A 23,020-nucleotide genomic window follows, 5' to 3' on the forward strand; every position below is an offset into this window, starting at 1 on the left:
CCCCGCCCCCGCCCGCACCGCCCGCCGCGCCCACCGGCGGCATCGACGTCTACGCCTGATCAGAGAGGACTCCATGACCACGGTCGACTCCATCACCGGCACCCTGCCCCCGGGTGCCACGCCGACGTCCGGTGTGCAGACCGGCAGCACGACTCCGGCGACAGAGCGCAAGAAGACCCTCGACTCGGAGGTGTTCCTCAAGCTGCTCGTGACCCAGCTCACCAACCAGGATCCGAGCTCGCCGATGAACACCAACGAGATGATCTCCCAGACGACGCAGCTCGCCTCGATGGAGCAGCTGACGGCGCTCGCGTCGACGAGCACCGAGAGCTTCGCCCTCAGCATGCGGCAGACCGCCGCCGCCCTCCTCGGGCAGGAGGCGCAGTACGTCGACGCCGACGGCGTCACCCAGAAGGGCGTCGTCACCGCGGTCTCGTATGCGGGAGCCGTCCCCACCGTGACCATCGGCGAGAAGTCGATCCCCCTCGACGCGATCTCCGGCGTCTCCCTCGTCCCCGGCACCGCTGCCTGACCCCGCTCCCCAGAAAGGCACCACCATGCTCCGTTCCCTCTTCTCCGGAATCTCCGGACTCCGCTCGCACCAGACCATGCTCGACGTCACGGGCAACAACATCGCCAACGTCAACACGACCGGCTTCAAGGCGTCCTCCGTGCAGTTCCAGGACTCCCTCTCCCAGCTCCTGCGCAACTCGATGCTGCCGCAGCAGGCGGCCGGCGGGCAGAACCCCGCCCAGGTCGGACTCGGCGTGCAGGTCGCCGGCATCAGCACCAACTTCGCCGGAGGAGCCCCGCAGCCGACCGGCGTCCCCACCGACCTGATGATCTCGGGCGACGGCTTCTTCGTCGTCCGCTCCGGCGGCGAGACCCTCTACACCCGCAACGGCGGCTTCACGTTCGACGCGAGCGGCCGTCTCGTCGGCGCCGGCGGCGCCCTCGTGCAGGGCTGGACCGCGACCAACGGGGCGATCGTCCCCGGTCAGGGCATCGGGGACATCACGCTCCCCGTCGGCGCCCTCAGCCCCGCGGCCGCCACCACCACCGCGCGCGCCACCGGCAACCTGCCCTCCGGTGCCGCGGTCGGCGAGACGCTCGTGCGCGACATCAAGACCTACGGCGCCGACGGCTCCGCGTCCACCCTGCGGCTGACGTTCACGCGCAGCGCGACCGGGTGGGACGTCACCGACGGGGCGGGTGCGAGCACCGCACTGACCTTCACCGACGGGGTGCAGAACGGCGCCGGGAGCATCGTGTCGGGCGGCGTCACCGTCGACCTGTCCGGTGTGACCGGCTTCGCCGACGTCAGCGACATCGCGATCAAGGAGCAGAACGGCAAGCCGGCGGGCACGCTGAGCTCCTACACCCTGACGAACGACGGCAGCCTCGTCGGCACCTTCAGCAACGGCGACACCCAGGTGCTGGCACGCATCGCGCTGGCCGGGTTCGTGAACCCCGGCGGCTTGGAGAAGGTGGGCTCCTCGCAGTTCCGTCCGAGCGGCAACTCCGGTCAGGCCGAGCTCGGACAACCGGGCACCGGCGGCCTGGGCGGCATCATCAGCGGCGCGCTCGAGATGTCCAACGTCGACCTCTCGCAGGAGTTCACCAACCTCATCGTCGCGCAGCGCGGCTTCCAGGCCAACGCCCGCATCATCACCACGAGCGACGAGGTGCTGCAGGAGCTCACGAACCTCAAGCGCTGACCCCTCCCGAGACCCCGTCTTCGCGTCGAGGCCCCGCCGTATCCACGTGGATACGGCGGGGCCTCGACGATAAAGCGGGGTCTCGCGGGGTTGGCGGGTCAGACGTAGATGCCGCGCTGCTCCATGAAGAGCACGGGGTTGGTGTACCCACCGTTGATGTAGACCTCGAAGTGCAGGTGGCAGCCGAACGAGCGTCCCGTGTCGCCGGCGTAGGCGATGACCTGACCGGACTGCACCCACTGCCCGCTGCGGACGATGATGCCACCGGGCTTGATGTGCGCGTACCCCGTGCTGACGCCGCCGCCGTGCTGGATGCGCACGTAGTTGCCGTAGTTGCCGTTCGGGCCGGCGTAGTCCACCGTCCCGGAGTTCGCGGCGTAGATCGCGGCGCCGCAGCCGTTGGCGAGGTCGGCCCCGTAGTGGAAGCTCGACGAGCAGCCCTGTGGACCGCAGATGGGCGTGCGCGGACCGTAGCTCGAGCTCCGCGCCCCGCCGTGCGGGCGCACCCAGCCGCCGTTGCCCGGCGTGCCACCGCCGCCGCCACCGCCACCACCGCCGCCGCTCGTCCCGCGGCCGGCCGCAGCCGCCGCCGCGGCAGCAGCCGCCGCCTCGCGCTTGCGACGGGCTTCCTCCTCGCGCCGCCGTGCCTCCACGCCCGCCTGGTACCCCGCGACCGTCTTGGTCGTGGTGTCCTTGAGCGCCGCCAGCTGGGCCTTGAGGGTCTCGAGGTTCGCCGCCTGCTCGTCGAGCGCGGCCTGGGCCGCGTCCGCCGCCTGCTGCGCCGCGACCATCTTCTGCTCGGCGACCTGCTGCAGGCGGTCGCGCTCGTCCCTGGCGACCTGCGCCTGCGCGGTCAGAGCCTGCGCGGTGTTGCGCGCCGAGACGGCGTTGTCGTAGGTGGTCTGGTTGTACTCGAGGAACTTGTTCATGGTGCCGAGCCGCGACAGCAGCTCGTCGGCGTTGGCTCCCGACCCGGCGAAGAACAGCTCCAGTGCGGTGTCGTCGCCGCCGCTGCGGTAGAGCTGGGCCGCGATCTGGCCGGCCTTCTTCGCGGTCTCGTCGGCGAGCGCCGCCTTCTCGTCGGCCTGGGCCTGCAGGGCGTCCGCCTCGGTGATCGCGGCGAAGTAGGCCTGCTGCGCCTCGAAGAACTCGTCGGACGCGACCTGTGCCGCCGCCTGGGTCTCCGCGACCTTGCGCTCCAACGACTGGATCAGCCCCTGGATCCGGCTGACCTCGCCGGCCTTGGCCGCCTCGTTGTTCTTCGCGCGCTGCACGTCGTCCCAGCTCGGGTACGACGCGGCATGCGCGGCCGTGACCCCCGAACCGACGCCGAAGGCGGCGAGCGCGACGACGCCCAGCGCGCCGATCCCGAAGGCATGGCGCCGGCTGACCGGCTGGTTCCACAGCGCGCCGCGTTCGGCAGCGGTCGGCGCGCAGCCGCACTCCTCGGCCGCCGTCGCCGCGGCCTTCTCCACGTTCCGATCCCGCACAAGGCTCCCTTCGCCCGCTGCTCATCGTCCCCCGCCCCTGGTCCCTATCGGCGACGACGCGCCCGCCGTGAGAAAGATCCCGCTCGGTCCGACCCCGCGCTAACGCGCCGCAGCACCCGGCCGACAGTCCTCTCCGACAGCCCAGGACGGGCCGTCGGTTCCCCGCTCTCGGGCGGGGCGAGCTTTTTCCAGGATGGAGCCCATGATCGTCCTCACGCGCCTGAACCGTTCCCGGTTCGCGGTGAACCCCGACCTGATCGAACGTGTCCAGGCCACGCCGGACACGACGATCATGATGGTCGACGGGGCGACCTTCGTCGTCACGGAGACGATGGACGACGTGATCGCCCGGATCACCCGCTTCCGCGCCGGGGTCCTCGCGACCGCGGCCGCACTGGTCGCGGCCGGCGACGAGGCCGGCGCTCCCGCCGTATCCGTCACGGGAGGGGACGCCTGATGGATCCGTCTCTCATCCTCGGGCTCGTCCTCGCGTTCGGCGCCCTGATCGCCATGATCAATCTGGAGGGCGCGACGATCGGGTCGCTCCTCCTGCCCGCGCCGATGGTGCTCGTCTTCGGCGCCACGATCGCGGTCGGGCTGGCCAGCGGCACGCTGCGCGACGCCCTGCACGCCGTGAAGTCCCTCCCCCGCGCGTTCCGCGGGGAGCGCCGCACCGCGCAGAGCACCATCGACACGGTCGTCGGCTACGCGGAGAAGGCCCGCGCCGAAGGGCTCCTGGCGCTGGAGCAAGGGCTGGACGAGGAGAAGGATCCGTTCCTGCGGCAGGCCCTGCAGAGCATCGCCGACGGCACCGACGCGGAAGACCTCCGCGTGCTGCTCGAGGACGAGCTGTCGTCCACGGCCGCCCGGAACCGCACCGCCTCCCGCTTCTACATGACCCTCGGCGGGTTCGCCCCCACGGTCGGCATCATCGGCACGGTCGTCTCCCTCACCCACGTGCTGGAGAAGCTCGACAAGCCGGACACGCTCGGACCGATGATCGCCGCCGCCTTCGTCGCCACACTGTGGGGCCTGCTGTCGGCGAACTTCATCTGGCTCCCGATCGGCGGCCGCCTGCAGCGTCTGGGCGAGCTGGAGCTCGAGCGCATGACGGTGCTCATGGAGGGCATGCTCGCCGTCCAGGCCGGTGCCGCCCCCGCGCACGTCCGCGAGCGCCTGAGCGCGCTCGTCTCCGACCGTTCCCCCGGCCGCTCCCGCCGCCGCGAGCAGCCGGCGGAGGCGGCGGCCGAGCACGAGGACCTCTTCTCATGAGCGTGCGCACCCGACGCCGCGTCCAGGAGTCCGAGCACAGCGGGCCGGACGAGCGCTGGATGGCGTCCTACCTCGACATGGTGACGGTGCTGATGTGCATGTTCATCGTGCTCTTCGCCATGTCGACCGTCGACCAGGAGAAGTTCGAGGCCCTGAGCGCGTCCCTCGCGACCGGCTTCGGCCAGGAGCCCTCCGACGACATCGATGTGACCAGCGGCGTCGTCGTGCCGCCCGAGCTCGTGGACGACGAGGGCGAGGACTTCGCCGACACCGGGCTGGAGGCCGCGCAGCGCGAGTTCGACGAGCTCTCCGCCCTCCGCGAGCGCCTGCGCCAGGTGCTGGCGGACCGGGGGCTCGAAGCCGACGTCACCTTCACGATCGACGAGCGCGGTCTGACCATCGGACTCGTGAGCGCGGAGACCTTCTTCACCACCAACAGCACGGACCTCAGCCCGGCCGCGACGCAGGTGCTCGATGCGCTCGGATCGGTCCTCGTCTCGACCCCCAACGAGATCTCGGTGGAGGGGCACGCCGACGCCCGCGGCTCGGTCGCCCCCTTCCCGACCAACTGGGAGCTCTCCGCCGGGCGCTCCACGCAGGTGCTGCGCTACCTCGTGGAGGCCGCCGGCCTGCCCCCTGCCCACCTCAAGTCCGTCGGGTTCGGCGACACCCGCCCGGTCGCTGCGGGCAGCACGCCGGAGCAGCTCGCGGAGAACCGCCGGGTGGACATCGTCATCCTCTCCGATGCCAGCGAGGAGGTGCGAGCGCTGATCCCGGCCGCGGGTGCCGCGCAGACCTCCCCCTGACCCGTCCCTAACGCACGCCGCTCACCGCCCGATAGTCGGGTTCGTGGTGATGGATGACGGCGTGCGCTCTCGGGCGCGCGCGGAGACGACGATCGCCGACGTCGAGGTCTACGACTTCGGACGCGCGGCGACGCTGTCGCGCGAGCACGCCCGCACCCTGGAGCTCGCGTTCGAGACGTTCGCCCGGCAGTGGTCGGCCCAGCTCTCCGGCAAGATCCACGTGCGCGCCACCATCGCCGTCGAGCACGTCGGCATGCTCACGTACGGCGAGTACGCGCAGTCGCTTCCCACCACGACCACCATGATCGTGTGCGCGCTCCCCGATTCGGACGAGCGCATGATCGTCCAGGTGCCGATCCCGACCGCGACCTCGTGGATCGTGCAGATGGTCGGAGGACGATCGACGTCCACCGCCGAGGACCGCACCTTCACCCCGATCGAGCAGGCGCTGATCCGATCGCTGATCGCCGACGCCATCGACCACCTCACCGGCAGTCTCGACGGCCTGCTGCCCGCCGGGGTGGCCGTCGCCGGCATCCAGTACAGCTCCCAGTTCGCGCAGGTGGCCGCCGCCGGGGAGCCGGTGATCGTCGCCCGCCTGTCGATGCGCCACGGCGGCCGGACGGTGCCCGCCAGCATCATGCTCCCCGCGTCGGTCCTCGCCGGGTTCGCGGTACGCGCCTCCGACGCCGACCGCACCGAGACCCCGGGACTGGTCCGGCGGCAGGTGGAAGCCGCCCCGGTCGAGGTGGCGCTGCGGCTGGCCCCCCGCACGGTGCTCCCCCGCGAGGTGCTCGATCTCGCCGTCGGCGACCTGCTGCCCCTGCCGCACGCCGCCGACCGTCCCCTGCTCCTCACCGTGGGCGACCAGACGGTCGCGACCGCCGCCGTCGGCAGCGCGGGCGCCCGGCTCGCCTGCGTCGTGACCGCCACCGTCCCCGAAACCGCCCCCGCTCAGGAGTCCGCGTGATCAGCACCACCGCCTACGAGTCCGCCGTCGCCGCCGCGTTCGCGGCCCGGCTGCCCACCGCCGCACCGGTCACCGCGCGCGCCTCGCAGGTGTCCGGCGACACCGGCGACGCGGTGGTCGCGCAGTTCGTCGGCGAGGCGAGCGCCCAACTCGCGGTGCAGCTCCTCGACGCCGACGTGCTCGTCGACGGCCTCGGGGACCGCCCGCTCACCGACCGGCTGCTCGACGCGCTCGAGGCCGCGGCGACCGCCCTCGGTCCGGGCCTGCTCGGCGAGGCCGCGGTCGGCGACGCCTCGGCCGTGTTCGCCGACCCGCAGACCCAGCTCTTCGACCTCGTGGACCACACCGAGCGGATCATCGGCCGCCTCGCCGTGCGGATCACCCACCGCCCCGCGCGCCCGACCGGGGCCGACGGCCGCCTGCACCGCATCGCGGGCGTCGAGATGGAGCTGACGGTGGAGATCGGCCGCACCCGCATGGCCGTCCGCGACGTGCTCGACCTCGAGCCCGGTCGCATCGTCGAGCTCGATCGCTCCGCGGGCGCCCCCGCCGACGTCAAGCTCAACGGCCGCACGATCGCGCACGGCGAGGTCGTCGTCGTCGACCAGGACTACGCGGTGCGGATCACCCGCATCCTCGAGAACGTCGAGGCCTGACCCTGGACGACCTCCTGCTCGCGCTGCGGGTCGGGCTGTCGCTCGCCGCCGTCCTCGGGCTGCTCTGGTTCCTGCAGCGCCGGGTCTCGAAGACCCAGGCGCGGCGCCGCGACGCCGAGGCGATCACGGTGCTCGGGCGGCAGGGCATCGGTCCGAAGGCGCAGCTCGTGGTCGTGCAGACCGACGACGCCCGCTACGTGCTCGGGGTCACCGAGCACGGTGTGAGCGTGGTCGACCGCCTTCCCCTGCGGCCGGAGCCCGCGGACTCAGAGGTCGGGCACCCGCCGGCCACCCGCACGGCCGACGACGCCGAGTTCGACCGCATCCTCGCCGCCGCCGCACTCACGAGCGCGCCCCCGGCGGTCGCCCCGGCACCGGAGCTCCGTCGCCGCGTGCGGCACCGCAACGACCCGCTCCGCGGTTCCATCCTCTCCCCCGACACCTGGCGGCAGACCGCCGAGGCCCTCCGGCGCGCACGATGACCGCGACCCGTGCCGTCGATCGCGGTCGCGCCTCGCGGCTGGTCGTCCTCGTCGCGGTCGCGATCCTCCTCGCCGTCGTCCTCGTCGCCCTCTCCGGCACCGCCGCGCACGCGGAGGTCACCCCGGACGACGGCGAGGGCGTGACGATCGACATCAACGGCATCGACGGCGGCCCGTCCGGCTCGATCCTCACCCTCCTGGGGATCACGCTGCTGTCGGTGGCCCCCGCGCTGCTGCTGATGATGACGTCGTTCACGAAGATCTTCGTCGTCCTCGCCATGACCAGGAACGCGCTGTCCCTCCCGACGATCCCGCCGAACCAGGTGCTCGCGGGCCTGTCGCTGTTCCTCTCGCTGTTCATCATGTGGCCCGTGCTGACCGAGATCAACACGCTCGCGGTGCAGCCGTACATCGACGGGGCGCTCACGTTCACGCAGGCCGTGGACGTCGGGCAGGCCCCCCTGCGGGAGTGGATGCTGCACTACACGCGCGAGGAGGACCTCGCGCTGATGACCCGGATGGCCGGGCAGGACAATCCGGAGGACGCCGCGAGCGTGCCGATGTACACGCTCATCCCCGCGTTCATGATCTCGGAGCTGCGGGCCGCCTTCATCATCGGCTTCGTGATCTTCGTGCCGTTCCTCGTGATCGACCTCGTCGTGGCGGCGGCGCTGATGTCGATGGGCATGATGATGCTCCCGCCGGTCATGATCTCGCTGCCGTTCAAGATCCTGCTGTTCATCCTCGTCGACGGGTGGGGGCTCATCATCAAAGCGCTCCTGGAGAGCTACGGAGGTGTGGGATGAGTCCCGAAGCCGTCCTCGACATCGGTGCCCAGGGGCTGCTGATCGCCGCCAAGCTCGCCGCCCCGATGCTCATCACCGCGCTCGTGGTGGGCTTCGCGATCTCGCTGCTGCAGTCCATCACCCAGGTGCAGGAGGTGACGCTGTCGTTCGTGCCGAAGATCGTCGCGGTGGGCATCGCCCTGCTCATCGCGGGGAACTGGATGATCGCCGAGATCATCGCCTTCACGAACGAGATGTTCGCCCGCATCCCGTCGCTGCTGAGCGGATGAGCCCGTGTTCATCCCGATCGACTTCGCGTGGCTGGAGGCCACCCTGCTCGCCGCCGTGCGCATCACGGCGTTCATCATGATCGCCCCGCCGTTCTCGTACGGCGCGATCCCGGTGCGCGTGAAGGCGATGCTCTCGATCGGACTGTCGCTCGCGGTGGGGGCTGCCGTCGCGCCCGGGTACGAGAGCCTGGACACCGGGCCGTTCCTCGGTGCGCTCGTGATCCAGCTGCTCACCGGGGCCCTGCTCGGCTTCCTCGTGCTGCTGTGCTTCTCCGCGGTGCAGGCCGCGGGCAGCCTGATCGACGTGTTCGGCGGTTTCCAGCTCGCCCAGGCCTTCGATCCGGCGGCGATGGTCAACGGCGCGCAGTTCACCCGGCTCTTCCACCTCACCGCGCTCACGCTGCTCTTCGCCTCCGGCGGCTATCAGCTCATCCTCGCCGGGCTCGCCCGCAGCTTCGACGCGGTGCCGGTCGACGGCATCTTCCGCGTGGCGGGACCCGCCGAGCTGCTCGTCGACGGGGTGTCCCAGATGGTGCTGGCGGCCGTGCAGATCGCGGGTCCTCTCGTCCTGGTGCTCTTCCTCGCCGACGTCGGGCTCGGTCTCATCACGCGCGTGGCGCCGGCGCTCAACGCCTTCGCGATGGGCTTCCCCGTCAAGATCCTCCTCACGCTCCTGCTCGCGGGCGCCGTGTACGTCGCGTTCCCGGGAATCGTCGACGCCCTCGCCACCCAGGCGTTCCGCCTGATGCAGGGGGTGACACCGTGAGCGGCTCGGACAGCGGCGAACGCAGCGAGAAGGCCACCGAGAAGCACCTCAGGGAGGCCAGGCAGAAGGGCCGGATCGCCCGCAGTCAGGACCTCACGGCGTGGCTCGGCATCGCCGCCGCCGCCGTCATGATGCCCGCCGCCATCGCCGCGGGGACCGCCGCCGGCACCGAGCAGCTGGTGACCCTCGCCGGGCTCATGCAGGCGCCTTCTCCGGAGGCCGCGCTCGCCGCCCTCGGACGGGCCCTCGCCTCGGTGCTGCCCACGCTGGGCGCGCTGCTGGCCGCGGTCGCGATCGTGACGCTGTTCGGCGCGGTGGTGCAGGGCGGCGTGCACCTGCGGAAGCTGTCCGGGCGCTACGAGCAGTTCAACCTCGTCTCCGGCGTGCGGCGGGTGTTCGGCCTGCAGGCGCTGTGGGAGGGGGCGAAGGCGCTCCTGAAGACGGCCGCCATCGCCCTCGCCCTGTGGGTCGTCATCTCCGGGCTCATGCCCGTGCTCACGGCGAGCGGCGCGCACTCCGTGTCGCGGCTGCTCGGCACCGCGGCGGACGGCACCGCGGCGCTGCTGCAGACGGCGATCGCCGTGGGCCTGGTGCTCGCCGCGATCGACCTGTTCGTGGTGATGCGGCGCAACCGCAAGCACACGCGCATGACCAAGCGCGAGGTGCGCGACGAGAACAAGAACTCCGAGGGCGACCCGCTCATCCGCCAGCAGCGCCGGTCGCGCCAGCTCGCGGTGAGCCGCAACCGCATGATCGCCGCGGTCGCCGGTTCCGACGTCGTGGTCGTCAACCCCACGCACATCGCCATCGCGCTCGAATACGACCCCGGCACCTCCGCCCCGCGGGTCGTCGCGAAGGGCAGCGGCGTCATCGCCGAGCGCATCCGCGAGAAGGCGCTCGAGTCCGGCGTCCCCCTCGTCCGCGACATCACCCTCGCCCGCGCTCTGCACGCCGCGTGCGAGCTGGGCCAGGAGATCCCCGAAGACCTCTACAACGCCGTGGCACGGGTCCTCGTGTTCGTCGACGCGCTGCGGCGCCGAGGCGCCGCCCGCGGCATCCACTCGCTCCCCTACCGGAGGACCGTATGAAGAAGCTCCTCACCACGCTCGGGGTGCCGATCGGCGTCGTCGGCATCATCATGCTGCTCGTCGTCCCGGTGCCGCCGTTCCTGCTCGACGTGCTGATCATCCTCAACATCATGTTCGCGCTGGTGATCCTGCTGACGTCGATGTTCGTGAAGAAGCCGCTCGACTTCTCGGTGTTCCCCTCGCTGCTGCTCGTGGCGACACTGTTCCGGCTCGGGCTCAACGTCGCCTCCACCCGCCTCGTTCTCGGCGAGGCTTACGCGGGACAGGTGATCGAGGCGTTCGGGGCGATCGCGGTGGGCGGTTCGCTCATCATCGGCGCCGTCGTGTTCCTCATCCTCGTCGTGATCCAGTTCGTCGTGGTGACCAAAGGTGCAGAGCGCGTGGCCGAGGTGGGCGCCCGGTTCACGCTCGATGCGATGCCGGGCAAGCAGATGGCCATCGACGCCGACCTCAACGCCGGCCTCATCAGCGACACCGAAGCCCGCGAGCGCCGGGCGGAGGTCGCCGCCGAGTCCGACTTCTACGGCGCGATGGACGGCGCCTCGAAGTTCGTCAAGGGCGACGCGATCGCCGGACTCGTGATCATCATCATCAACCTCGTCGGCGGCATCGCGATCGGCCTCGTCCAGCACGGCATGTCGATCGACCAGGCGGTGAGCACCTACAGCCTGCTCACGATCGGCGACGGCCTCGTCACCCAGATCCCTGCGCTGCTCATGGCGGTCTCGACCGGCATGATCGTCACCCGCTCGACCGCCGAGGCCGAGATGGGATCGGCCGCATCGACGCAGCTCGGCCAGTCGCGCAACGCCCTCATCATCGCGGGGTCCGCGGCCATCGTCATGGCGCTCATCCCGCACATGCCGATGCTCCCCTTCCTGGTGATCGGCGCCCTGCTGCTGCTCATCGCCCAGCGCATCACCGCGACCCGCAAGCGGGAGGAGGCGGAGGCGGCGCAGGCACCCGCTCCCGCGCCGGTGGACCAGCCAGAGGAGCTCATCGAGCGCATGCGGGTGCACCCCCTCGAGATCCTCCTCGCCCCGGACATCGTCGATCTGGTGACCGGCGGCCCCGACGACCTCCTCGCGAGGGTCAAGGCGCTGCGGCGGCGCATCGCGCTCGACCTCGGTCTGGTCACCCCGCCCGTGCGCACCAGGGACAGCATCGAGCTCCCCCAGGCGACCTACGTCATCCGCATCGCGGGCGTCGAGACCGGGCGGGGCACCGCGCCGACCGGGTCGGTGCTGGCGCTCGGACAGGGCCTGGACAGCCTGCCGGGGACCGCCGCCCTCGACCCCGTGTTCGGTCTCGAGGGCAAGTGGATCCCGATGGAGATGCGCCACAGCGCCGAGTTCGCCGGAGCCACGGTGATCGACCGGGCGAGCGTCATCATCACCCACCTGTCGAGCGTGATCCAGACGCACGCCGCCCGCCTGCTCAGCCGCGAGGACGTGCGTCAGCTCACCGACGCCCTGAAGCAGGTCTCTCCCTCGGCGGTCGAGGAGCTCACCCCCGCGCTGCTGTCGCTCGCGGAGGTCCAGCGGGTGCTGCAGGGGCTGCTCGCCGAACGGGTGCCGATCAACGACCTCAGCCGCATCTACGAGGCGCTCGCGCTCCGTGCGAAGACCTCCACCGACCCGGAGGGACTGATCGAGGCCGCCCGTGCCGCCCTGGGACCGGCCATCGCCTCCCGCTTCGCGGAGGACGGCACCCTCCGAGTCGTCATGATCGCCCCGCTGCTGGAACAGGCGATGCTGGAGAGTCTTCGTCCCGGCGACGAGGGCTCGCAGATCGTCTTCGACCCGCCGCGGATGGAAGCGGTGATCGCGTCGGTGAAGCAGGCCGTGGCGACGCCGACGGACGGCGGCGAACCGGTGCTCGTCTGCGCCCCCTCGCTGCGTCCCGCCGTGCGGCGGCTGGTGTCGGCGCAGACCGACGGCCTCCCCGTCCTCTCCTACAGCGAGGCGACCGCCGCTCCCCTCACGATCGAGACGATCGGCGTGGTCCGCGACTCCTCCACCGCGTCGCTCGGGGCCGCCCCGCCGCACCAGTAGGCTGAACGAATGCTGGTGTTGACGAGGCGGATCGGTGAGAGCGTGCGCATCGACGGCGAGATCGAGGTCACGCTGCTCGACATCAAGGGCGACAGCGTGCGCATCGGCGTCAAGGCCCCGCGGGAGACCCGGATCCAGCGCACCGAGATCATCGAGGCCGTCGTCGCCGAGAACGTCTCCGCCGCCGCCGACACCGACGCGAGCGCCGCGGATGCGATCACCGCGGCACTCGCGCGAGGGCGCGAGAAGCAGACCCCCTAGGCCCCGCGGGCCGGCGTCGTCGCGGCGCGGCGCTCCGCCGCGTTCCGCACGGCGTGCAGGGTCGCCGTCAGCACGGAGCGGTCGCGGCCGGCCGCCCATTCCGAGCGTGCGCCGTCGCGGTACTCGATCAGGGTGAGCGCGTCGCTGTCCGGGCCCGTTCCGATGCTCGTCTGGTGCAGACTCAGGATCTCGACGGGCAGACCGATTGCCGCGAGCGCCGTGCCCAGCGCCTCCACCGGACCGACGCCGTCGTGGCGGGTCCGCGTCTCGACGCCGTCGGCATGGAGCGTGATCGTCGTGCACCCTCCCGCGACGTCGGCATCCGCCCGCAGCTTCAGCGGTCCCGTGTCCGCGCTCGCGAGGTAGGCGGCGTGGAAGATGTCCCACACCTCCGCGGCCGTGACCTCGCGTCCCGTCTGCTCGGTGCGCCGCTGGACGTGACGGGCGAGGTCGATCTGCAGGCGCCGCGGCAGCTCGATCCCATAGGCGTCTTCCAGCAGGTACGCGATGCCGCCCTTCCCGGACTGCGAGTTGACGCGGATCACGGCGTCGTAGCTGCGGCCGATGTCCGCCGGGTCGATGGGCAGATACGGCACGCGCCATTCGATCTCGTCCTCGGGGCGGCCCTCCTCCGCGGCACGGGCGCGATGCTCCGCGAACCCTTTCCGGATGGCGTCCTGATGGGTGCCCGAGAAGGCGGTGTGCACGAGGTCGCCGGCATACGGGTGCCGCGCGTGGATGTCGATGCCGTTGCAGTGCGCGACGGTCCGGCGGATCTCGTCGATGTCGGAGAAGTCGATCATCGGATCGACGCCCTGCGCGTGGAGGTTGAGGGCGAGGGTCACGAGGTCGACGTTGCCGGTGCGCTCCCCGTTGCCGAAGAGGCACCCCTCGACCCGCTGCGCACCGGCGAGGACGGCGAGTTCCGCGCAGGCGACGCCGGTACCGCGGTCGTTGTGCGGATGCACGGAGAGGATGACCCCGTCGCGACGCCCGAGGTTGCGGTGCATGTACTCGATCTGGTCCGCGTAGACGTTCGGGGTCGCGACCTCGACGGTCGCCGGCAGGTTCAGGATCACGGGACGCTCGGGGGTCGCGTCCCACAGGGTCGTCATCACCCCGCACACGTCGAGGACGAAGTCCGGCTCGGTGAGGGTGAACACCTCGGGAGAGAACTCGAAGCGGACGTTGTCGAGGTCTCCCGCCAAGCGGAGCACGTCCTGCCCGCCCGTGAGGATCAGCGCCCTCAGCCCCTCCCTGTCCTGGCCGAGGACGACATCGCGCCACGTCGGTGCCGTGGCGGTGTACATGTGGATGACGACGGGGTTCCGGATGCCGCGCACGGACTCGACGGTGCGCTCGATCAGGTCGCGCCGCGCGGGCGTGAACACCACGATCGTCACGTCGGCAGGAGCGAGGTCGGTCTCGGCGAGGAGCCGGACGAAGTCGTAGTCCGTCCGGGAGGCCGAGGGGTATCCGACCTCGATCTCCTTGTAGCCCATCGCGACCATGAGCTCGAAGAAGCGCCGCTTGCGGGCCGGGTCCATGGGCTCGGCCAGCGCCTGGTTCCCGTCCCGGAGATCCACAGGGACCCACAGGGGGGCCTGGGTCAGTCGCGCGCTCGGCCAGGTCCGCGTCTGCAGCGGCACGGCGACACGGGAGTACACGTCTCGATAGCGATGCGAGGGCATCTGCGAGGGCCGCTGCCTGTTCCAGTGCGGAGCGTCGTCGGGGAGGGCGCCGGACGGGGTGGCGAGGGTCGGGAAGGCGCGGGATGGGGTCATGATCTGGTTCCTGTTCGGATCGCGAGGAAGGCGACCGGCGCGTCCTGCTCCCCACGACGGGGAGCCGGTCTGACTAGACCCCGTCGTGGCGACGAAGGAGGAGGAACCCGGATGTGCGCATAGGGAGAACCTAGCACAACTCCTCAGACAAGCAGAGCAGTCGAGTCACCTGCGAGAATGGACCCATGACGACCGTGCGCCGCGAATCCCTCGCCGAACAGGCCGCCGAGCTGCTCCTCGCCCGGATCGGAGCCGGCGAATGGGAGGTCGGCGGGAAGCTGCCCGGCGAGACGACGCTCGCTCCGCAGCTCGGCGTGGGTCGCTCGACGGCCCGCGAGGCGATCCGCATCCTGGCCGGGCGCGGTGTGCTCGCCACCCGCCAGGGCGCGGGCGTCTTCGTCACGGCCGTCGAGCCCGCCCCGACCTGGGATGCCGTCCTCGACCGCGCCGACATCATCGCGGTCCTCGAGGCCCGCACCGCGATCGAAGTCGAGGCCGCGGCGCTCGCTGCGGAGCGCCGGACCGCGGCCGACCTGGACGAGCTGAGGCGCACGCTCGCCGAACGCGACCGTCGACGCACGGACATCCGCGCGCACGTCGAGGCGGACATGGCCTTCCACCGGGCCGTCGTCGTCGCCTCCGGCAATCCCGTGCTGCGAGAGCTGTTCGACGGCTTCGCCCCGCGCTCGCTGCAGGCCATGATCGACATGCTGCGCATCCGCGGCCATCACGGCGACGCCGCCGACCAGGACGCGCACGGGCGTATCGGCGATGCGATCGCCGCGCGCGACCCCCGGACAGCCGGCGCCCTGACCCGCGAGCACCTCGATACGGTGAAGAGGCTGTTCGGCTGACGCCGGAAGGCGAGCTCAGACGGCAGTCAGATCCGACTCCTGCGCCCGTTTCCACTGATCCCCGCCGGCGTCGCGCGCCCGCTCCGCCGCGGATGCCGCCGCCGCGACGAGTGTGTCGTAGTCGTATCCCGCGACGGCTGCGGTCGCCCAGCCGATGCTGGCGGAGGAGCGGATCCCGCTCGCAGGCGCCTCCAGATCGATGATCGACACGGATGCCAGGATCGCCCGCAGGTGGAACCGCACCGCCTCGTCGCTTCCGTGGATGATGACGATCGCGCGGTCGTCGGCGACCCGCTCCGCATCGGCTGTCGCCGGAAGCGCGTCGCCGATGTCCGCGTGGAACCGATCTGCGATGCGTCGGAAGCCGGCGCTGCTCGATGCCTCGCGGAGGTCGGTGGGGTCGTCCAGGCGGATGTCGAGGATCGACCAGGCGGGGTCCTTCTGCGCTGACGCCTTGCGAAGCCGCTCCCTGGCGCGCTCCGCCGCGCCGTCCGTCCCGGGCGTCGCGCTCTCCACCCGCACGAGGAGCACGAGGGTGAAGGCTGCGCACGTGCTCACGACGATCGTCCCGACCGCGTTCATCCCGCGCAGCGCGCTGAGCTGCTCCTCCGTGCTCACGCCTCCCGAGACGAGGGCGGAGCCGGCGCTCACGACGGCGACCACGACGAAGCCGCACGCGGCGAGCGCGAGAGGCAGCACGATGTCCCGCGACGCCGGCTGCCCTCGGAGCAGCTCCCAGGCGAGCAGGCCGGCGAAGACCGCCATCGCCAGGAAGACGACGTGGAAGACCGGCAGATACCAGCGCGTGCCCGCCGTGAGGATCAGCGCCGTGGGGACGCCGACGAGCGCGAGGACGACCGGCAGCCAGGGCGCTGACCGTCCGAAGTGCATCCGCACCCCGAGCCACACGAGCGGCACGAAGGAGACGACGATCGCGGAGGCGGCCGCGCGGAGCACGGGGCTGCCGGTGTGGTGACCGGCCAACCAGAGGTAGGCGCCGAGCATCCCGATGCCGAAGGCGACGCCCCAGACGATGGTCGCCCTGCTCGGCCGCGCCAGGGTGGCGAGACCGACGACGATCGCGGTGAGCACGGTCACCACGGCCACCATGCTCGTGGTGACGTCGACGCTGACGGGCACGAGCGGCGTCATACGGGGTCCTCTCTCATTCGTCGGGGGAAGCGGACGGTGACGGTGGTCCCGACGTCCACCTCGCTCGCCACGAGGATGGCGCCGCCGTGCGCGACCACGATGTCCCGCGCGATGCCCATGCCGAGACCGGTGCCGGCGATGCCGCCGCGCACGGCGCTGTCCGCGCGGAAGTAGGGCTCGAACAGCCGCGGCAGCTCCTCCTCGGCGATGCCGATCCCGGTGTCCGCCACGGTGACCTCGGCGTGTCCGTCCGACTCCGCCAGCCGCACCGTGATCCGCCCGCCCCCCGGCGTGTACTTCACGGCGTTGCCCAGGAGGTTGTCCAGCACCTGACGCAGCCGGAACGCGTCGCCCGTGATCACCATCCGCTCGGCCCCGTGGAGGACGAGTTCCTGCCGCGCGGCCCCCATCAGGGGTGCGAACGACGCGGCCGACTCCTCGACGACCACGCGCAGGTCCACCGGCTCGAAGGGGTCGTGCGAGACCCGCCCCGTCTGGGCCTGCATGCTCGTGACGAGATCCTGCAGCCGCTCCCCCGCGTCCGCGATAACCTCGATCTGCGCGGGCACGCGGCCGGGGAGGTCGTCGCGCTCGCGCAGGAGCTCGACGTGGCCGATGATCGCGGTCAGCGGGTTGCGCAGCTCGTGGGAGATCACGGCGGTCAGCGCCCGCCGCTCCTCGGCGGCCTCCAGGAGCGCGGTGACGTCGTCGATGACGACGAGGGTGATGCGCTCCCCCTCCCGGGCTCCGGCGATGGGCTGCGTGGTCACGGCCAGGGCGTGCCACTGCCCTGCCCCGTCGTACAGCCACACCCGCTCCTCCCGCATCGACTCCCCCGCGGCCGCCCGCGCCAGCGTCGTGCGCTCCGGGGTCAGAGCCGTCCCGCGCCGGGCGTCGTACTCGACGGACGCCGACGGGAGCGCCGCGCCGAAGCGGTCACGGCCGTAGAGGGTGCGGTAGGCGTCGTTCATCTGCAGGATGCGGCCCGCGGAGGTGACCACGACCAGCGCGATGCGCAGCGCGTCGATGACCTGCGTGACGCGCTCCTGGTTCGTCTCGGCCCGCTCCGCCGCCCGGTTCACCTGCTCGGAGCGGCGCTGCAGGAGCCGCCGTGCCGCGCCGGAGCGCTGGGCGCCGATGCGGACCGTCACGCCGAGGAAGCTCAGGGTGATGACGACCGTGAGCACGCGCAGCAGCACGTCCTCCGGCGGGCCGGAGCGGTCCGAGAAGAACACCAGGCAGCCGCCGCTGAGCGCGATGCCGACGAACACCCAGGGCATCGAGAAGTAGGTCGCCAGCCAGACCACGGGGAAGACCCAGAGGAAGCCGAGCCGGAGATCCGGCACGTTCGTCGTCAGTCCGACCCCGAGCACGTCGAGCAGCGGGAGGACCGTCACCGCCGCGCGCGGCAGACGTCGCCACGGGACCATGAGCGCCACCAGGGTGGTGACGACGATGAGGCCGATCCCCCCGATGAACAGCGGGATCGCGAGGGTCTGCGGCTTGAAGCCCGCGACCATCACCACGATGGCGACGATGCTCGCGGTGAACACCAGCTGCCACCGCCAGATCGAGACCGTGCGGATCATCAAGGTCCGCCTCCCGGTCGATCCTCAGCATTCACGCAAGATTACTCAAAGATCGTCACATCTCGCTCTTCAGGAGGCGTTCGCGCCCTACGATTCTGAGTGGGAGCCGACGCTGCGACTGGGGATTTCGCAGAAGCTGGGGCCGCGCGAGTGGGGATTCGCAGGCATCCGGGGCCGCGGTGGGGGAGCCGCGGCCTCGACCCCTCCCGTCAGGGGCGCCGATCGTCGGACGTGAGGCGGTATCCGACGCCACGCACCGTCTCGATGTAGCGAGGGGCGGTGGGACTGTCGCCGAGCTTCCGACGCAGATTGGCCATGTGCGTCTCGATCGCCCGCTTGTCGGGTTCGCTCACCCGATCGAAGGCGTCGCCGGAGGCTCCGCGCAGTCCGAGCGCGAGGTCGGCTTTGCTGCAGACCCGGCGGCCGGCCTCGAGGAGCGCCGCGAGCAGGTCGAACTCGGTGGGGGTGAGTTCGACGGGGCGCTGGGCGACGAGCACGAGGCGCGTGTCGAGGTCGAGACTGAGGTCGCGGTGCACGAGCCCTCGCCACGTGGCCACGGTGGCATCGGCGGCGGCACCGGCCGGGAGCGCAGCACTCGGGGCGGGTGAGGCCGCGGGCACGGGGGTCGGAGCCGCCGGGACCTGCGCGGCGGCGAGAGGGAGCGGGTCCGTCGCCGGGGTGCGGGTGCGCCGGAGGAGCGCCTCGATCCGGGCACGCAGCTCGCGCGGCCGGAAGGGCTTCACCAGGTACTCGTCGGCACCGGAGGTGAGGCCGAGCACCACGTCCGACTCGTCGGCCAGGGCGGACAGCATGATGATGAAGGTGTCGCTGACCTGTCGGATGCGCCGCGCGACCTCGAAGCCGTCGATGCCGGGGAGGTTGATGTCGAGCGTGGTGATGATCGGACGGTGCGCCGCGACCGCCGCGAGCCCCTCCGGCCCGGAGCCGGCCAGCACGGTGCGGAACCCCGCGGCGAGGAACACCTCGTCCAGCAGCGACCGGACCCCGGGGTCGTCCTCGATGATGACCGCGACCAGCGGCTCCCCCGCCGTCACGCGCGCTCCTCACGGGTGATCGTGACGACGCGAGGTGCGTCGGCGTCGAGTTCCGACGGGTCGAGGGCGTCGTCCTCGCCGGCACCGACGGGGCGTTCGATCTCGATGTCCCACCAGGCGTCGGCGAGCTCCTCCGCCATACCGCGGCCCCATTCCACGACCACGACCGATCGCTCCAGGTCGAGGTCGAGGTCGTCGAGTTCCGCCGCGGAGCCGAGGCGATAGGCGTCGACGTGCACGAGCGGCGCGCGGCCGACGAGCGACGGATGCGTGCGGGCGATCACGAACGTGGGGCTCTGCACGGGACCGCGCACCCCGAGGCCCTCGGCCAGGCCGCGGGTGAACGTGGTCTTGCCCGCCCCCAGCGGCCCGGTGAGGATCAGGAGGTCGCCCGGCTCGAGCTGCTCGCCGATGCGCAGGCCGAGCTGCTCCATCTCCTCGGAGGTGGAGATCCGGCGGCGTCCGAGGAACGCGGGGTCCAGGCTCACGTCGTCCTCCGCGGCACCCGGTGACCGATGCGGGTGACGATCTCGTAGCCGATCGTGCCGGCGGCCTCCGCCCAATCCGTGGCCGACGGCACGCCGAGGGTCGGATCCCCGAACAGGGTGACCTCGTCACCGACACCCACCGGCGCATCCCCGACGTCCACGACGAACTGATCCATCGCGATCCGTCCGACGTTCGTGTAGCGGCGCCCTCCGATCGACACGGGCAGGCGTCCGGAGGCGCTGCGGGGCACGCCGTCGGCATAACCGAGGGGCACGAGCGCCAGGGTGGTCTCGCGGTCGGTGCGGTGCACGTAGTCGTAGGAGACCCCGGTGCCGGCGGGAACACGACGGACGGCCGCCACCGCCCCGCGCAGGGTCATGGCCGGGCGCAGACCCAGTTCCGCGGAGGAGCGGTCATCGAAGGGCGAGAGGCCGTACGTGCCGATGCCGATGCGGACGGCGTCCAGCCGTGTCTCCGGCAGGTCGATCGCGGCGGCCGTGGCGGCGATGTGGCGGATCTCCGGGCGCACTCCGAGCGCCGCGGCCTGCGCCACACCCTCCTCGAACCGGGCGAGCGCGGCGCGGTCGTCGGCAGGCGAGGCGTTGGAGAGGTGCGAGAAGAGGCCCACGATGCGCAGGCGGCCGATGCGCTCCAGCCGGGCGGCCTCGGCGAGCACCGTCCCCCAGTCGTCGGGAGCGATGCCGTTGCGCGACAGCCCGGTCTCGAGCTTCAGGTGCACGGCGACCGGGCGGTCCGCGGACGCGGCGGCGGCGGCCGCCTGCAGCTGGTCGTACGACGAGATGCCGACCTCGACCCCTTCCGCAGCCGCCTCCAGGAACCGCTCCCCTGGGGCGTGCAGCCAGGCCACCACAGGCGCGTGCACGCCCTGACGCCGCAGTTCCAGCGCCTCCGGGATCTCGGCCACGCCGAGCCGCGTCGCACCGGCGGAGAGCGCGGCCACGGCGGTCGCGGCGGCGCCGTGCCCGTAGGCGTTGGCCTTGACGACGACGAGCACCTCGACTCCGGTGAGCCTGCGGAAGTGTCGCACGTTGTCGGCGATCGCATCGAGGTCGATCGTGGCCTCGCGGAACGGGACGGTCACAGCGGGGCTCCTTCGGCGACGACGAACGCGGCGGCGAGGCCGGCATCGTGGGTGAGGGTGAGATGCAGCGTGCGGATGCCGCGCTCCTCGACGACCGCGGCGGTGGATCCGGACAGCACGAAGTGCGGCTTTCCGGAGGCCTCCGAGGCGATCTCGATCTCGGTCCAGTGCACGCCGTCGGAGCCGCCGAGCGCCTTGATCAGCGCTTCCTTCGCGGCATATCGCGCGGCCAGAGAGGGCAGCCGGAGCTCCCGTTCGGACGGAGCGAACAGCCGCTCGCGCAGGCGAGGGGTGCGGGTCATCGTGCGCTCGAACCTCGGGATGTCCACGAGGTCGATGCCGGTGCCGATGATCACGCGTTCAGCCTACTCGGGCTTGCCCACCCACCCCTCTCCGTACACCCCACCCCTCTGCGTGCGCACGCAGAGGGGTGGGAGAACACAAGGGGGTGGGTCGGCGGTCACTCCACCGTGACGGACTTCGCGAGGTTGCGCGGCTGGTCCACGTCGAGGCCCTTCGCGGTGGCCAGCGCCATCGCGAAGATCTGCAGCGGCACCACGGCGAGCAGCGGCTCGAACATGGGTCCGGCGAGCGGGATGTGGATGACCTCGTCCGCGAAGGGCAGCACGGCGGCGTCGCCCTCCTCCGCCACGACGATGACGCGGGCACCACGGGCGCGGATCTCCTGGATGTTGGAGACGACCTTGGAGTGCACGAGCGCGGAGTGCCGCGGCGACGGCACGAGCACGAACACCGGCTGTCCCGGCTCGATCAGGGCGATCGGACCGTGCTTGAGCTCGCCGGCGGCGAAGCCCTCCGCGTGGATGTAGGAGATCTCCTTGAGCTTGAGCGCACCCTCGAGCGCGATCGGATAGCCGACGTGGCGACCGAGGAAGAGCACCGAGCGGGTGTCGGCCATCCAGCCGGCGAGCTGCGAGACGTGCTCGTGCTCGCTCTCCAGCACCTTCGCGACCTTCTCCGGCAGCGCGGCGAGCTCCTCGACGTCCGTGGAGGCGTCGGCGACGACACCGCGGACGCGGCCCATGTGCAGGCCGAGCAGCAGCAGGGCCGTGATCTGGGCGGAGAACGCCTTGGTCGAGGCCACGGCGACCTCCGGGCCGGCATGGGTGTACACGACGGCGTCGGACTCGCGCGGGATGGTCGCGCCCTGCGTGTTGCAGACCGACAGCGTGCGGGCACCGCGCTCCCGGGCGTACTTCACGGCCATGAGGGTGTCCATGGTCTCGCCGGACTGGCTGATCGAGACCACGAGGGTGTCCGCGCCGATGACCGGGTCGCGGTAGCGGAACTCGTGGGCGAGCTCGACGTCGACGGCCACGCGGGCCCATTGCTCGATCGCGTACTTGCCGACGAGCGCGGCATAGGAGGCCGTGCCGCACGCCGTGATGATGACGCGGTTGATGCCGACGAAGAGCTCGTCGAGGCCGTCCAGCTCCGGGATCACGACCTGACCGTCGCGGATGCGTCCGCGGATGGTGTTCGCGACCGCCTCGGGCTGCTCCGCGACCTCCTTGGCCATGAAGCTCGACCATCCGCCCTTCTCGGCGGCGGCGGCGTCCCAGGAGACGTCGAAGGGCTCGGCGGTGACGGGCGTCCCGGCGAAGTCGGTCACGGTCACCGCGTCCGGGGTGATCGAGACGATCTGGTCCTGACCGATCGCCAGTGCCTTGCGGGTGTGCTCGACGAAGGCGGCGACGTCGGAGCCGAGGAAGTTCTCCCCCTCGCCCAGACCGATCACGAGCGGCGAGTTGCGGCGGGCGCCGACGACGAGCCCCGGGTGGTCCTGGTGCATGGCCAGGAGCGTGAAGGCCCCCTCGAGGCGGTTCACCACCGTGCGGAAGGCGAGGGCGAGATCGCCGCCGTTGCCCGCGTACTCGCGGCCCAGGAGGGCGGCGGCCACCTCGGTGTCGGTCTCGCTGCGGAAGGCGACGCCGTCGGCCAGGAGCTCGTCGCGCAGGGCCGCGAAGTTCTCGATGATGCCGTTGTGGATCACCGCGAGCTTGTCGTCGTCGGCGAGGTGCGGGTGCGCGTTGACGTCGGTCGGGCCGCCGTGCGTCGCCCAGCGGGTGTGGCCGATGCCGGTCGTGCCGTCGGCGAGGGGGGCGTCGCCGAGCGAGTCGCGCAGCATGGCGAGCTTGCCCGCCTTCTTGCGCATGCCCAGCGTCCCCTCGCCGTCGATCACGGCGATGCCCGCGGAGTCATAGCCGCGGTACTCGAGCCGGGCGAGGCCGGCGAGAAGGATGTCCTGGCTGGGCCGCGGGCCCACGTATCCGACGATTCCACACATGCGGATAAGGGTAAGCGGCATTTTTTGCGAACCGTCCGAACAATCGGCC

24 protein-coding genes are annotated in these 23,020 nt (G+C 71.6%); 15 read left to right on the forward strand and 9 right to left on the reverse strand.

Annotated elements, in window-relative coordinates:
* The first annotated feature begins 73 nt into the window (after positions 1-73).
* Both BV453_RS04725 and BV453_RS04730 read left to right on the forward strand, forming a co-directional pair.
* Complete coding sequence (locus BV453_RS04725) at positions 74-532, forward strand: flagellar hook assembly protein FlgD (RefSeq protein WP_025104356.1); 459 nt, start codon at positions 74-76, stop codon at positions 530-532.
* A gap of 25 nt (positions 533-557) precedes the next feature.
* A complete protein-coding gene (locus BV453_RS04730; protein WP_249521001.1) occupies positions 558-1,718 on the forward strand; it encodes a flagellar hook protein FlgE in 1,161 nt (386 codons plus the stop codon).
* Between the two features lie 98 nt (positions 1,719-1,816).
* Here the strand turns inward: BV453_RS04730 and BV453_RS04735 are convergent, their stop codons facing one another.
* Positions 1,817-3,193: a M23 family metallopeptidase gene (locus tag BV453_RS04735; protein WP_036292979.1), complete on the reverse strand. Its 1,377-nt coding sequence runs from the start codon at positions 3,191-3,193 to the stop codon at positions 1,817-1,819.
* A 217-nt stretch (positions 3,194-3,410) separates the two neighbouring features.
* Between BV453_RS04735 and BV453_RS04740 the strand changes: the two genes are divergently transcribed.
* The 12 genes from BV453_RS04740 to csrA all read left to right on the forward strand — a co-directional run bounded on the left by BV453_RS04740 (position 3,411) and on the right by csrA (position 12,638).
* Positions 3,411-3,665 (forward strand): flagellar FlbD family protein, encoded by a 255-nt coding sequence (locus tag BV453_RS04740; protein WP_249521002.1) that lies wholly within the window; start codon positions 3,411-3,413, stop codon positions 3,663-3,665.
* Entirely contained in the window at positions 3,665-4,480 is an 816-nt protein-coding gene (locus BV453_RS04745) for a motility protein A (RefSeq protein WP_025104360.1), read from the forward strand. Before BV453_RS04740 ends, BV453_RS04745 begins: the two co-directional genes overlap by 1 nt.
* Positions 4,477-5,286, forward strand: a complete 810-nt coding sequence (locus BV453_RS04750) for a flagellar motor protein MotB (RefSeq protein WP_249521003.1) — start codon at positions 4,477-4,479, stop codon at positions 5,284-5,286. Before BV453_RS04745 ends, BV453_RS04750 begins: the two co-directional genes overlap by 4 nt.
* A gap of 49 nt (positions 5,287-5,335) precedes the next feature.
* The gene (locus BV453_RS04755) at positions 5,336-6,256 is read left to right on the forward strand and encodes a flagellar motor switch protein FliM (protein WP_249521030.1); all 921 of its coding nucleotides are present in this window, start codon (positions 5,336-5,338) and stop codon (positions 6,254-6,256) included.
* The gene (fliN, locus tag BV453_RS04760) at positions 6,253-6,912 is read left to right on the forward strand and encodes a flagellar motor switch protein FliN (RefSeq protein WP_025104363.1); all 660 of its coding nucleotides are present in this window, start codon (positions 6,253-6,255) and stop codon (positions 6,910-6,912) included. The genes BV453_RS04755 and fliN overlap by 4 nt, the downstream gene beginning before the upstream one ends.
* A 71-nt stretch (positions 6,913-6,983) precedes the next feature.
* On the forward strand, positions 6,984-7,394 hold the full coding sequence (locus BV453_RS04765; protein ID WP_238695681.1) for a flagellar biosynthetic protein FliO: 411 nt from the start codon (positions 6,984-6,986) through the stop codon (positions 7,392-7,394).
* Positions 7,391-8,200, forward strand: a complete 810-nt coding sequence (gene fliP / locus BV453_RS04770; protein ID WP_025104365.1) for a flagellar type III secretion system pore protein FliP — start codon at positions 7,391-7,393, stop codon at positions 8,198-8,200. The genes BV453_RS04765 and fliP overlap by 4 nt, the downstream gene beginning before the upstream one ends.
* On the forward strand, positions 8,197-8,469 hold the full coding sequence (gene fliQ / locus BV453_RS04775) for a flagellar biosynthesis protein FliQ (protein WP_025104366.1): 273 nt from the start codon (positions 8,197-8,199) through the stop codon (positions 8,467-8,469). The genes fliP and fliQ overlap by 4 nt, the downstream gene beginning before the upstream one ends.
* A gap of 4 nt (positions 8,470-8,473) precedes the next feature.
* Positions 8,474-9,235, forward strand: coding sequence for a flagellar biosynthetic protein FliR (locus BV453_RS04780; protein ID WP_025104367.1), 762 nt, complete (start codon positions 8,474-8,476; stop codon positions 9,233-9,235).
* Complete coding sequence (locus BV453_RS04785) at positions 9,232-10,323, forward strand: EscU/YscU/HrcU family type III secretion system export apparatus switch protein (protein ID WP_249521004.1); 1,092 nt, start codon at positions 9,232-9,234, stop codon at positions 10,321-10,323. Before BV453_RS04780 ends, BV453_RS04785 begins: the two co-directional genes overlap by 4 nt.
* On the forward strand, positions 10,320-12,377 hold the full coding sequence (locus BV453_RS04790) for a flagellar biosynthesis protein FlhA (protein WP_249521005.1): 2,058 nt from the start codon (positions 10,320-10,322) through the stop codon (positions 12,375-12,377). Before BV453_RS04785 ends, BV453_RS04790 begins: the two co-directional genes overlap by 4 nt.
* Positions 12,378-12,386: 9 nt before the next feature.
* On the forward strand, positions 12,387-12,638 hold the full coding sequence (gene csrA / locus BV453_RS16560) for a carbon storage regulator CsrA (RefSeq protein ID WP_025104370.1): 252 nt from the start codon (positions 12,387-12,389) through the stop codon (positions 12,636-12,638).
* Here the strand turns inward: csrA and BV453_RS04800 are convergent.
* Positions 12,635-14,329, reverse strand: a complete 1,695-nt coding sequence (locus tag BV453_RS04800; protein WP_249521031.1) for a 2-isopropylmalate synthase — start codon at positions 14,327-14,329, stop codon at positions 12,635-12,637. The genes csrA and BV453_RS04800 overlap by 4 nt on opposite strands.
* Before the next feature lie 278 nt (positions 14,330-14,607).
* On the opposite strand from BV453_RS04800, the gene BV453_RS04805 reads away from it, so the two are divergent.
* Positions 14,608-15,276 carry a FadR/GntR family transcriptional regulator gene (locus BV453_RS04805; RefSeq protein ID WP_025104372.1) on the forward strand — a complete coding sequence of 223 codons (669 nt, stop codon included), beginning with the start codon at positions 14,608-14,610 and terminating at the stop codon, positions 15,274-15,276.
* Between the two features lie 15 nt (positions 15,277-15,291).
* On the opposite strand, the gene BV453_RS04810 is transcribed toward BV453_RS04805, so the two are convergent.
* The 7 genes from BV453_RS04810 to glmS all read right to left on the reverse strand — a co-directional run bounded on the left by BV453_RS04810 (position 15,292) and on the right by glmS (position 22,971).
* Positions 15,292-16,428 (reverse strand): hypothetical protein, encoded by a 1,137-nt coding sequence (locus BV453_RS04810; RefSeq protein ID WP_025104373.1) that lies wholly within the window; start codon positions 16,426-16,428, stop codon positions 15,292-15,294.
* A complete protein-coding gene (locus BV453_RS04815; RefSeq protein ID WP_249521006.1) occupies positions 16,425-18,017 on the reverse strand; it encodes a cell wall metabolism sensor histidine kinase WalK in 1,593 nt (530 codons plus the stop codon). Before BV453_RS04815 ends, BV453_RS04810 begins: the two co-directional genes overlap by 4 nt.
* 209 nt (positions 18,018-18,226) lie before the next feature.
* Positions 18,227-19,072, reverse strand: coding sequence for a response regulator transcription factor (locus BV453_RS04820; protein ID WP_249521007.1), 846 nt, complete (start codon positions 19,070-19,072; stop codon positions 18,227-18,229).
* A complete protein-coding gene (gene tsaE, locus BV453_RS04825) occupies positions 19,069-19,560 on the reverse strand; it encodes a tRNA (adenosine(37)-N6)-threonylcarbamoyltransferase complex ATPase subunit type 1 TsaE (RefSeq protein WP_025104376.1) in 492 nt (163 codons plus the stop codon). Before tsaE ends, BV453_RS04820 begins: the two co-directional genes overlap by 4 nt.
* Positions 19,557-20,663, reverse strand: coding sequence for an alanine racemase (gene alr / locus BV453_RS04830; protein WP_025104377.1), 1,107 nt, complete (start codon positions 20,661-20,663; stop codon positions 19,557-19,559). Before alr ends, tsaE begins: the two co-directional genes overlap by 4 nt.
* Entirely contained in the window at positions 20,660-21,019 is a 360-nt protein-coding gene (locus tag BV453_RS04835; protein WP_025104378.1) for a holo-ACP synthase, read from the reverse strand. The genes alr and BV453_RS04835 overlap by 4 nt, the downstream gene beginning before the upstream one ends.
* Positions 21,020-21,123: 104 nt before the next feature.
* On the reverse strand, positions 21,124-22,971 hold the full coding sequence (gene glmS, locus BV453_RS04840; protein WP_062766244.1) for a glutamine--fructose-6-phosphate transaminase (isomerizing): 1,848 nt from the start codon (positions 22,969-22,971) through the stop codon (positions 21,124-21,126).
* Positions 22,972-23,020 lie beyond the last annotated feature (49 nt).

The organism is Microbacterium sp. ER1, assembly GCF_023383675.1.
Taxonomy (GTDB): domain Bacteria; phylum Actinomycetota; class Actinomycetes; order Actinomycetales; family Microbacteriaceae; genus Microbacterium.

Excerpts from the sequence above, each read along its gene's own strand:
- fliP (WP_025104365.1), top strand. The coding sequence starts at position 7,391 with ATGACCGCGACCCGTGCCGTCGATCGCGGTCGCGCCTCGCGGCTGGTC.
- fliQ (WP_025104366.1), top strand. The coding sequence starts at position 8,197 with ATGAGTCCCGAAGCCGTCCTCGACATCGGTGCCCAGGGGCTGCTGATC.
- csrA (WP_025104370.1), top strand. The coding sequence starts at position 12,387 with ATGCTGGTGTTGACGAGGCGGATCGGTGAGAGCGTGCGCATCGACGGC.
- BV453_RS04755 (WP_249521030.1), top strand. The coding sequence starts at position 5,336 with ATGGATGACGGCGTGCGCTCTCGGGCGCGCGCGGAGACGACGATCGCC.
- BV453_RS04725 (WP_025104356.1), top strand. The coding sequence starts at position 74 with ATGACCACGGTCGACTCCATCACCGGCACCCTGCCCCCGGGTGCCACG.
- glmS (WP_062766244.1), bottom strand. The coding sequence starts at position 22,971 with ATGTGTGGAATCGTCGGATACGTGGGCCCGCGGCCCAGCCAGGACATC.
- BV453_RS04750 (WP_249521003.1), top strand. The coding sequence starts at position 4,477 with ATGAGCGTGCGCACCCGACGCCGCGTCCAGGAGTCCGAGCACAGCGGG.
- BV453_RS04745 (WP_025104360.1), top strand. The coding sequence starts at position 3,665 with ATGGATCCGTCTCTCATCCTCGGGCTCGTCCTCGCGTTCGGCGCCCTG.
- BV453_RS04730 (WP_249521001.1), top strand. The coding sequence starts at position 558 with ATGCTCCGTTCCCTCTTCTCCGGAATCTCCGGACTCCGCTCGCACCAG.
- BV453_RS04805 (WP_025104372.1), top strand. The coding sequence starts at position 14,608 with ATGACGACCGTGCGCCGCGAATCCCTCGCCGAACAGGCCGCCGAGCTG.
- BV453_RS04815 (WP_249521006.1), bottom strand. The coding sequence starts at position 18,017 with ATGATCCGCACGGTCTCGATCTGGCGGTGGCAGCTGGTGTTCACCGCG.
- BV453_RS04810 (WP_025104373.1), bottom strand. The coding sequence starts at position 16,428 with ATGACGCCGCTCGTGCCCGTCAGCGTCGACGTCACCACGAGCATGGTG.
- BV453_RS04790 (WP_249521005.1), top strand. The coding sequence starts at position 10,320 with ATGAAGAAGCTCCTCACCACGCTCGGGGTGCCGATCGGCGTCGTCGGC.
- BV453_RS04740 (WP_249521002.1), top strand. The coding sequence starts at position 3,411 with ATGATCGTCCTCACGCGCCTGAACCGTTCCCGGTTCGCGGTGAACCCC.
- BV453_RS04800 (WP_249521031.1), bottom strand. The coding sequence starts at position 14,329 with ATGCCCTCGCATCGCTATCGAGACGTGTACTCCCGTGTCGCCGTGCCG.